Origin of the sequence: Helicobacter sp. 13S00482-2 (genome assembly GCF_002272795.1) — a bacterium.
Classification (GTDB): Bacteria; Campylobacterota; Campylobacteria; order Campylobacterales; family Helicobacteraceae; genus Helicobacter_J.
Map to the genome: position 1 here is coordinate 1 of NZ_MLAT01000030.1, position 8,275 is coordinate 8,275.

Annotated in this window: 9 protein-coding genes; 3 read left to right on the forward strand and 6 right to left on the reverse strand. The window is 31.2% G+C overall.

Annotation, left to right across the window (positions count from 1 at the left end; genetic code table 11):
* On the forward strand, positions 1 to 2,284 hold a 2,284-nt coding region (locus BKH42_RS08700; protein WP_219349853.1), incomplete at its 5' end, for an N-6 DNA methylase.
* 132 nt (positions 2,285 to 2,416) lie between these two features.
* Positions 2,417 to 2,728: a hypothetical protein gene (locus BKH42_RS08705; protein ID WP_095296220.1), complete on the forward strand. Its 312-nt coding sequence runs from the start codon at positions 2,417 to 2,419 to the stop codon at positions 2,726 to 2,728.
* Between the two features lie 39 nt (positions 2,729 to 2,767).
* Here the strand turns inward: BKH42_RS08705 and BKH42_RS08710 are convergent, their stop codons facing one another.
* Positions 2,768 to 3,115, reverse strand: coding sequence for a hypothetical protein (locus tag BKH42_RS08710; protein WP_095296221.1), 348 nt, complete (start codon positions 3,113 to 3,115; stop codon positions 2,768 to 2,770).
* Positions 3,116 to 3,243: 128 nt separating this feature from the next.
* On the opposite strand from BKH42_RS08710, the gene BKH42_RS08715 reads away from it, so the two are divergent.
* Positions 3,244 to 4,620 carry an SPFH domain-containing protein gene (locus BKH42_RS08715; RefSeq protein WP_095296222.1) on the forward strand — a complete coding sequence of 459 codons (1,377 nt, stop codon included), beginning with the start codon at positions 3,244 to 3,246 and terminating at the stop codon, positions 4,618 to 4,620.
* Positions 4,621 to 4,792: 172 nt separating this feature from the next.
* Here the strand turns inward: BKH42_RS08715 and BKH42_RS08720 are convergent, their stop codons facing one another.
* The 5 genes from BKH42_RS08720 to BKH42_RS09585 form a co-directional block, all read right to left on the reverse strand.
* Entirely contained in the window at positions 4,793 to 5,386 is a 594-nt protein-coding gene (locus BKH42_RS08720; protein ID WP_095296223.1) for a hypothetical protein, read from the reverse strand.
* 23 nt (positions 5,387 to 5,409) lie between these two features.
* Entirely contained in the window at positions 5,410 to 5,952 is a 543-nt protein-coding gene (locus BKH42_RS08725; RefSeq protein WP_180674033.1) for a hypothetical protein, read from the reverse strand.
* Positions 5,939 to 6,550, reverse strand: a complete 612-nt coding sequence (locus BKH42_RS08730; RefSeq protein WP_095296224.1) for a hypothetical protein — start codon at positions 6,548 to 6,550, stop codon at positions 5,939 to 5,941. The genes BKH42_RS08725 and BKH42_RS08730 overlap by 14 nt, the downstream gene beginning before the upstream one ends.
* Positions 6,551 to 6,574: 24 nt before the next feature.
* Positions 6,575 to 7,498 carry a Dna2/Cas4 domain-containing protein gene (locus tag BKH42_RS08735; RefSeq protein WP_180674034.1) on the reverse strand — a complete coding sequence of 308 codons (924 nt, stop codon included), beginning with the start codon at positions 7,496 to 7,498 and terminating at the stop codon, positions 6,575 to 6,577.
* Positions 7,499 to 7,508: 10 nt separating this feature from the next.
* Positions 7,509 to 8,275: hypothetical protein (locus tag BKH42_RS09585; protein WP_095296226.1), on the reverse strand; the 767-nt coding region annotated here is incomplete at its 5' end.

Consider the following 8,275-nt stretch of genomic DNA (forward strand, 5'->3'; position numbering starts at 1 on the left):
TGAACTGAGATTTGTTTTTGATAGTGCAAAAATAGCAGATAAAAAATTAACAGATGAAGAAAAACAAGAACTTTGTAGATTATTTGATAGGTTGAATCATATTGGTAAAAATAATCAGCTTGAAAAAATTCAAATACTAAATCCTAAAAATCTTGCCGATCGAGTATGGCAAAAGATTTGGATAAGCACAGGCAAAGAACCTGAAAAATGTTTATATAACGTTGTTGAAATGTTTATTTTTAAATTTTTATCTGATTTAAAGGTCTTAGAATATCCGTTTGATTTTTATACCATCTATGAATTGAGCAAAAATAATTCTGAAGCAGCATTAAAAACCTATGCTCAGAGTGTTAGAAAAGAAATTAAAGAGATGTTTCCTAAAAGTATTCTTGATGGCACAACGGTTATTAATGGGACGATTTTTGTTAATGAAACTGGAGAACCAAATTTGGCACAAGTAGGTCTGTTTAAACAGGTTTTAGAAGAGTTTCATAAATATGAGAAGAATTTTGGTTCTTTTAATAAGATTGATAAACAATTTAAAACACGTTTATATGAAAGTTTTTTGAGAGAATCAGCAGGTGTTTCTGCAATGGGTCAATATTTCACTCCTCGTAATGTAGTTAATTCCATTATAAACATGATCAATCCTGAATATCTAAAAGAAGATATTAAGATCTGTGATCCTTTTTGTGGAGTTGGGGGGTTTTTATTGGAGCTATTAAATTCTTCTGAAAATTTAAAAAAACAATTTAGGCCTAGAAATGGTATCATTGATCCAAAAGTAGAGATTTTAGGATTTGATAAAGGGTCTGATGAGAAAGAAGATGAAAGGACAATTATTTTAGCAAAAGCTAATATGCTTATTTATTTTTCTGATATTTTATCAAACAACAATACGAGTGTTTTCATGAAAGAATTATCAGAAAAGGCTTTTAACAAAGTTTTCAAGTTGGTCAAAACAAATTTAGGGACTTTAGGTGTTGATCAGTATAGAAACTATTTTGATTTAATCATAACAAATCCCCCCTACGTCACAAGTGGCGTTAGCTCTATTAAACAAGAAATTAAAGATAAAGGTTTAGAGTTCTTGTATCCTTCTAATGGTAATGGTCTAGAAGGTTTAGCAGTGGAATGGATTATTAATGCCTTAAAGCCAAAGGGCAAAGCTTTTATTGTTCTTCCTGATGGAATTATGAGCAGACAAGGAGATAAAAGATTGAGAAATAGGATATTAGATACTTGTATAATTGATGCAATCATTTCTTTGCCATCAAGAACATTTTTTGCAACTCCCAAAAAGACTTATATTGTAGCACTGACAAAAAAAGAAGATGATGACAAAAAACAGCAACAAAGACCATTTTTTACCTATTTGGTATCTGAAATTGGGGAGACAAGAGATGCTAAACGTTTTGAAACCCCTGCCAATGATCTTCCTAAAATGTCTGAAGAATTTAGATATTTTATGTCTAATCCTGAAAAATATAAAAGTGATAATTTGAGGTGTAAGATACACGATATTCAGAGATTGAAGGATCAACATTGGCTTATTGATAGGGATTGGAGTTATGATGAAAAAAAAGAATTAAATATACATGAAGATATTACAGTAATTGATGATCGTGAATTTTTTAATCTTTTATCTGATATGGGTGATTTGATGGTAAATTTTGCTAAAGAATTTAAAAGTTCAATGACTGTAGAGGCTGATCAAAATGTACAATATAAAAGCGTAGAATTAAAAGAGATTTTTGATTTTAGTAAAAGTGTATCCAATACTAGCAAATTTACAAAATCCTTAATAAATCAAAATCAAGGTGATATTCCAGTATATGGAGCAACACAGTTTCATGGTAAGCCGACTTATGGATATGTTCAAGATAATCTCGAGGGTGTGAAATATTTTGAAAATTGTTTAACTTGGAATATAGATGGCTCTTTGGGTTGTTTCTATCGTGAGGGTAGATTTTCTTTATCTGAGAAAGTTATTCCATTGTATTTAAAACAGGAGTTTATTGATGATCTTGATTTATCTTTTTTATCGTATATATTAATTCAAAAAGCTAATGAATATGGTTTTAGTAGAGATTTTAAGCCTAATCAAACTCAATTAAAAGAAGTATGTATTGACATACCAATAAAGCAAGATGGAAGTTTTGATCTACAAGCTCAAAAGAGAATCGCTAAAAAGTACCAAAATATAGAGTCTAAACGCTTTGAGATCATCAATATGACCAAATATCTAATTGATAAACAAGTTAGGGTAGAGCCATACCAATAAAGCAAGATTAAATAGTTATTCAGTTTAGGGTTTTTAGGGGATTGTAACCCTGCACGGAACCCAATAACTTCTAGACAGTCTATTTTAGCATAAGAAGATTTAAGAACTGCCTAAAACTTAAGAGCTAATAAAATGACAGAAGCTCAAAGCAACTTATCGGTAGCAAAATCAAACTTAGATAATTCTAACAATGCAGTCAATGCACTTGATAAAGAAGGGAAATTTGCAAACCTTGAATCATTAGGAGATATTTATAGCCAGATAACCAAAAGTGAATCAGCATTGAGCAAGTTTAAAAATCAAAACTCTCCAAGAGCTAAAGGTTATAAGAATGACATTGAAAGGCTTCACGCTTATAGGAATAGACTTGAAGCACAAAACAAGTATGAATATGTTGAAGCAAAGTATAAAAGTATAAAATATACAACAACGGAGCAAAATTAAACAAAAGTGAAAAATTAGGTTAAAAGAGGAAGAGAAGATTTAGTTCTTCTTAAACCTCATATACCCATCTTCTACATATGGAGTGACTTTTCCAGCCTCTATCGCATCTGCTAATTCAGAAGAAGAGTTAAAACCTAAGTCTTGAGCTTTATCTATCTTAAGTTCTGCAGCATCTTGAATAGCTTTTTGGTAGCCTTCTTCGAAACTAGAAAGTTCTTCTCTAAAAGCTCTATAATAAACTTTTTGAAAATTCTGGCTAACTCTTAAAAAATATTCTTGCTTTGCATTTTCTTCTTCCATCATTTCTTTATAACCACGCACATACGGTTTTTCATTTGGTCGTGTCAATTCATTCCACCACCAGCCACTCCAAAAATCACTACTCATTTTTTACTCCTTTATTAAAATTATTGATTATATTAACAAAAGAGATGTGAAAAATCAACTAGAATGTATGTTGATAAGATGGAGATATTTTTATAATATTGTATAAATTTTTAAAGCAAGGAGTTTATATGTTTATTCAAGTTATTGTGGCTTTCATAGTTGTTGGATTGGTTTTAGCTATTGCTATTCCAGTCAGTTTAAGAAGGGTTGTTCCAACCAATGAGGTTCATATTATTCAATCCTCAAAAAAGACAACTTCTTATGGTAAAGATACAGGAAATGGAAACACTTACTATGAGTGGTATTCTTGGATACCTATTTTGGGTGTTACTAAAATTATTTTGCCAGTATCAGTATTTAATATTTCTTTAAGTGGTTATGAAGCATATGATAAGGGCAAGGTACCTTTTGTGGTTGATATTGTGGCTTTTTTTAGAATCGCTGATAGCAATGTAGCAGCTCAAAGGGTAAATTCTTTTGAAGAGTTAAGAGAACAGTTAGTAGCTATTATTCAAGGCTCTATTAGGACGATTCTATCTTCTTTTGAGGTTGAAGATATTATGCATACTCGTAGCACTTTTGGGAATAGTTTTACTGAAGAAGTTCAGGAACAACTTAAAAACTGGGGAGTGAGTACGGTAAAAAATTTAGAGCTGATGGATATTCGAGATTCTAAAGAATCAACGGTGATTAAAAACATTATGGAGAAAAAGAAATCACTTATTGAGATGCAAAGTCGAACCGAAGTGGCTAAAAACCTTAAAGAAGCACAGATTGCAGAAATCAATGCCAAGCAAGATGTCGAAATTCAAGATCAGGAGGCCAAAAGAAGTGTAGGACTTAAAGAGGTTGATGTGCAAAAAGAAATCAATATTTCTGCTCAAAAAGCCACTCAATCTTTAAAAGAAGAAGAAAGGCTTACGAAAGAGAAAGAGATGTCTGTTTTAAGGGTAAATAATGTCGAACAAGCTAATATTAACAGAGAAGTTAATATTGTTAAAGCTGAAGAAATCAAACAAACAATGGTAATTAATGCAGAAGGCGAGAAAAGCAAACAAATCCTAGATGCCGAAGCTCTATTAGAGAGTAAAAAGAAAGAAGCCGAAGGAATTAAAGTAGAAGGAGAAGCAAAAGCAAAAGCTGAAGAATTGATGCAACTCGCTCCTATCAATGCTCAAATTGAACTTGCTAAAGAAATAGGTGGAAATGAAAATTATCAAACTTATCTTGTTTCTATTAAACAAATTGAATCAATGCAGAGTATCGGTATTGCTCAAGCAAAAGCATTAGAAAAAGCAGATGTTAAAGTTATCGCTAATGCTTCTAATGGAAATGTAAGTAATGGGATTGATAAAATTACAGATATTTTTTCAAGCAATGGAGGAACACAGTTGGGAGCTATGCTAGAAGGTATTTCTCAAAGTGGAATTGGTAAAAGTATTTTAGAAAAATTTGGCAAAAAAGTAGATACAAATAACTCTAGTGACAATATTAAAAAGAGATAAGAAGTATGGTCATTAATTCTCTCATTTGAGAGAATTGAGCCATCTCTCAATTACCCTATAGCAAACACAAAAACACCTATTATTTCTTTTGAAATCAATTAAAAGCTCCATTAAGCTCTTAATAAACCTCAAAGAGGAAAATCCAAAGCCAAGCTAAGGATTTTTAAAATACTTAAAACATTTTAATAATTGTTCCAATTGCTCCAATAGCAGCAATAGCAATTCCAACAAACCAACCGATGATGGAATATTTAAAAGATTTTATTTTATCACCAAAATCTTTTTGCATTGATTCTACATTCGTTGCTAATCTCGCTATTTGTTTTTGTGTCTGAATCATCATATCTTTAAATTCAGTTTTGACATCAGCAATTTCAGTTCTGACTTTTTGAATATCAACTTTGACTTCAGTGAATTGCTTTTCAACATCAACTTTAACCTCAGCAAATCGTTTTTCAATTTCAGTTTTAACTTCAGCGATTTGCTTTTCTAAAACAGCTCTGACTAATCCTAAATCTGATTTGGTTGCAAACTCTTTTTTAAGTTCAGAACTGACCTCATAAATAATACCGCTAATCTTTCTATTAACCGTATCGATAACCATTTGACTCTCAGTACCTAAAATTTCCTGCAAACAGAACACAACGATGTCCCTGTCTCTTTTTTCTTTAAAGCGAGTATCGATGGCCTTATACATTTCATCAGTTAATCTGTAGGGTAGTATTTCCATCGTTTCTCCTTTATTTTCTTTAGTGCATTGTATCATATTTTAGTCCTTTTGATTGGTTTTTATATTTTTCCAAATAGGTCTCTCCATGAAAGCAAAAACGCATCTTCTGCTATTTTCATATTCAGATAAATGTTTTGACCATTAGGGCATTGTCGCTTTCTAATTTGTCTTAAAATACGTTCTTCTTTAAAGGGTTTTGCAATTTGTGTCCAATCATAATTTTCAGTGTTCATAAGTTGCAATGCTTCTGTGACCATCATTCTCTTATCGGCAATTTTAATTTCATCAGGAATTTGAGGGTTAAGTCCAAATATTCTAGCAGCCTGAATCAATGCTCTCTCTTCAGCTTCTCGATAATACTCCATAGCCTCAGTGTGTTTAATTGGAGTAGGAATATCCATTCCAGTTAATCCTTCAAAAACTTCATGCATTAACGCCCATTTTTTTAATTCAATATCCTCAAAAACTTCTACCATTGCTAGACAATGTTCCGCAACAGAATAAAATTCTCTTGTCTGTCCCCAAAATCTGCAAATCCTACTGAGAGTTTTTGCAATAACTTTAGGATCAAAGTCAGAATCTTGAAGATTAAATCGGTTCAACTTTTATCTCTGGCATTGATTTAAACTCTGCTTCTTCAAGACGTTTCTCAAGCATAGCTATAAGTTCTGACTCTTTATTTTTAAAATACTCGACTTCAAAGACAGCTACCACTTTAAATTTTCTTTTGTCTAGATTAAGATCTGGTATTGTTGCAGAAAATCCAACTTTTTCCATTTTTTCTAACATTTCTGCTTGTTTTGTTTTGGATTTTTCTATTTCGGTTTCTATCAAATTCATAAAAGAATCTTCGCAATCATATGGAATTTCAAAAATCAGATCATTTATCGTGTTATTATACAGGATTGTCCCTATACTTTTAAAACGTTCTAAAATGATGGATCTTCTTTTTCTCCAGACATCTTCTTTTGTTTTAGCCATCATAACCCGTTCCCTAAGTTTAAGAAAGATAGATTTTGGTAATTCTTCTGTTTCCTCTTTTAGAAGTTCTAATATCAAATCATCAATTTCAATTTCTTTAATAGCCTTAGGGTGGATTAGTTTTTCCTTTAAAATCAACAAATGCAGAGTTTTAAAAAACTCTAAGCATTTATTTGATTTATTTGTATTATTTGTATTATTTGTATTAACTGAATCCATCAAAAACTCCTTACTTAAATATCCTTAACTGATTTTTAAAACAGGATAAGGATCACCTTTGTTTGTTGCAAGTTTCAGTATCTCAGTTGGTATTTTAGTGGTATCGATTTTTTCTCTACCTTGATACCAACTTAAAGAAACTTTGTAATCACCTGCTCGTGCATTTTTGACATCTGTGCTTTTTAGAAAATCAGTGATTTCTTGTTTATAAGATTTAATGATTTTTTCAGTAGCTGAAAATGATTTGATTTTCTCTACTTTATCTAAAAATTCATTAGGCAATGTCATTTCAGTTTTGATTTGCATTTTGGGACAATCTTGCTGGAAATGACAATATGAGCACAATAGAGATTTTTCAGCTTCTGGCTCTATATTGCTTTGAAGTGCATCCCAAACCTTTTGTGCTCTTTTTAATGCCAATTCATAAAGAACTGGATCAAAAAAGCATTCAAAAGCCTGAAGTTTTTCTTCTAGCATTCCAGTAACTAAAATCATACCTCTTTTGATATTGTAGCCATTTTCTAATAAAACACCCATTTGTAATTGCAATTGCAACACCCAGCTTTCATAAGGAATTTCTGGAATTGTTTTTGTGTCTTTACATTCAATTGCAATATCCTCATTTTTCATTTTTAATAAAAAATCTGGGTGAATTACAATCCAATTATGTTTTTTACTTCTAATTTCAAGCTGAGAATCAAAATTTATTTTTGCAGCTTCAAAGCTCTTTTTAAATTTTTCTTCAGAAGCATGTCCTCTAGCAAATGCTAATAACTCTCTTTCTTCAAGAACTTGTTTATTGATTTTACCCAAATAACATTTTCTTGGACATTGTCCTATATCGGAAGCTCCAATATATTGACTTCTATCTCCTAGAGAATTATCTTGTTCATTTGCTTTTCTTAATCCATCAATAATAAATTTTTTGAAATTTAGATTTTCTTTCATTCTTAACTCCTTATGAAAGTCTATCGGTGTAAATACCACTAGAAATTTTAATGTTACCGCAAATTCTAATATCACTACTAATTTCTGCATCACCACAGATATGTACTTCATCACTAACTATGGCATTACCATAAATTTTAGCATCACCATAAACCATTGCATTGCAATAAACTTCTGCTTTACCATAAACTTTTGCATTGTCGTAAATACGTGTATCACCATGTATTTTAGCTTTACCAAAAATTTCTGTAAAATTGCCATAAACTTTAGCGTTGCCAAAAATTTCTGCACGTTCATAAACCATAGCGTTGCCATAAACCATAGCGTTGTCACAGATCACAGCATTGCCAAAAATTTTAGCATAATCAAAAATTCGGGTATCACAACAAACCAAAGCAGAACCATTAATTTTTGAATTGCCTTTAACTTCTGCATTACCAGAAACTTCTGAATTACCACAAATATGGGCATTATTATAAACTTCAACATTATCATAGACTTCAGCGTACCCACTAATTTCAGCATTGCCATGAATTCTAACATTATCATAAACTCTAGCAAAATCATAAGCTATAGCATTATTAAAGATATGAGCATTACCAAGAATACAAGCATCATTTAATACTCTAGCCTCATAGTATACTTTGGCTTCATCATACACCCAACAATCACCTTCATGAGATAAATTGTTTTCACTTTCAATGTATCCGCCTAAATCATCTTTTTTAACATCATAGAAATCTCTAAGTGCTTTAATTCGATAAAGGGTTCTACTAC

Excerpts from the sequence above, each read along its gene's own strand:
- BKH42_RS08705 (WP_095296220.1), top strand. The coding sequence starts at position 2,417 with ATGACAGAAGCTCAAAGCAACTTATCGGTAGCAAAATCAAACTTAGAT.
- BKH42_RS08710 (WP_095296221.1), bottom strand. The coding sequence starts at position 3,115 with ATGAGTAGTGATTTTTGGAGTGGCTGGTGGTGGAATGAATTGACACGA.
- BKH42_RS08715 (WP_095296222.1), top strand. The coding sequence starts at position 3,244 with ATGTTTATTCAAGTTATTGTGGCTTTCATAGTTGTTGGATTGGTTTTA.
- BKH42_RS08720 (WP_095296223.1), bottom strand. The coding sequence starts at position 5,386 with ATGATACAATGCACTAAAGAAAATAAAGGAGAAACGATGGAAATACTA.
- BKH42_RS08730 (WP_095296224.1), bottom strand. The coding sequence starts at position 6,550 with ATGGATTCAGTTAATACAAATAATACAAATAATACAAATAAATCAAAT.
- BKH42_RS08735 (WP_180674034.1), bottom strand. The coding sequence starts at position 7,498 with ATGAAAGAAAATCTAAATTTCAAAAAATTTATTATTGATGGATTAAGA.